Below are 745 nucleotides of genomic sequence, written 5' to 3'. Positions count from 1 at the left end.
TGGCACCGGCCCGACGTGAGCGACGCGACGCAGGCGCACCAGGACGCCTTCGTGCGGGAGGCGGCGGCGGCCTGCCGGGCGTACGACCTGCCGTTCGTCCTCGAACTCCTCGACTACCCGATGCCGGGGGAGGACCCGAGCGACCCGGCGTACCTGCGCGGCAAAGCGGAGCGGACCCTCGGGTCGCTGCGGCACTACGCCGACCCGGCGTTCGGGGTGGACCTGTTCAAGCTCGAGGTGCCGTTCGATCCCCACCGCGTCGCGGAGGTCGCCGGGGGGGCGCTCGACGGCGTCGCCCGCGACGCGCTCCTCGATCAGGCGGAGGCGGACGCCCTCCTGGCGGAGATGGACGCCCTGTCGCCGGTCCCGTGGGTGGTGCTGTCGGCCGGCGTGGGCCCCAAGGCGTTCGAGTACGTCGTGGAGCGCGCGGTCGCGCAGGGCGCCAGCGGGTTCCTCGCCGGGCGGGCGGTGTGGTTGGACGCCCTCGCGGCGTGGCCGGACCGCGCGGCGGCGACCGAGGCGTTGCGGACGCGGTCGGTCCCGCTCCTGCACCGCCTCGGGGCGCGGGTCGAGGAGGCGACCCCCTGGACGGCGCACCGGCGGCACGCCGGCGCCCCGCGCATCGACGGCGCCGGCCCCGACTGGGCGCGGACGTACCCCGCGCCGGAGGACGCGTGAGCGCCGGCGGGCCGCCCGTCCGGCCGGGCGGGGGGGCGACGGGGGGGCCGGCCGGCCCCGCCGCCGC

General features: G+C 79.2%; 1 protein-coding gene. It reads left to right on the top strand.

The window, feature by feature from the left end:
• Positions 1-678: hypothetical protein (locus RI554_09375; GenBank protein MDR9392224.1), on the top strand; the 678-nt coding region annotated here is incomplete at its 5' end.
• Positions 679-745 lie beyond the last annotated feature (67 nt).

This window comes from Trueperaceae bacterium (assembly GCA_031581195.1).
GTDB lineage: Bacteria > Deinococcota > Deinococci > Deinococcales > Trueperaceae > SLSQ01.
The sequence above is the reverse complement of the archived record's forward strand: the minus strand, read 5'-3'. Positions and strand labels throughout refer to the sequence as shown.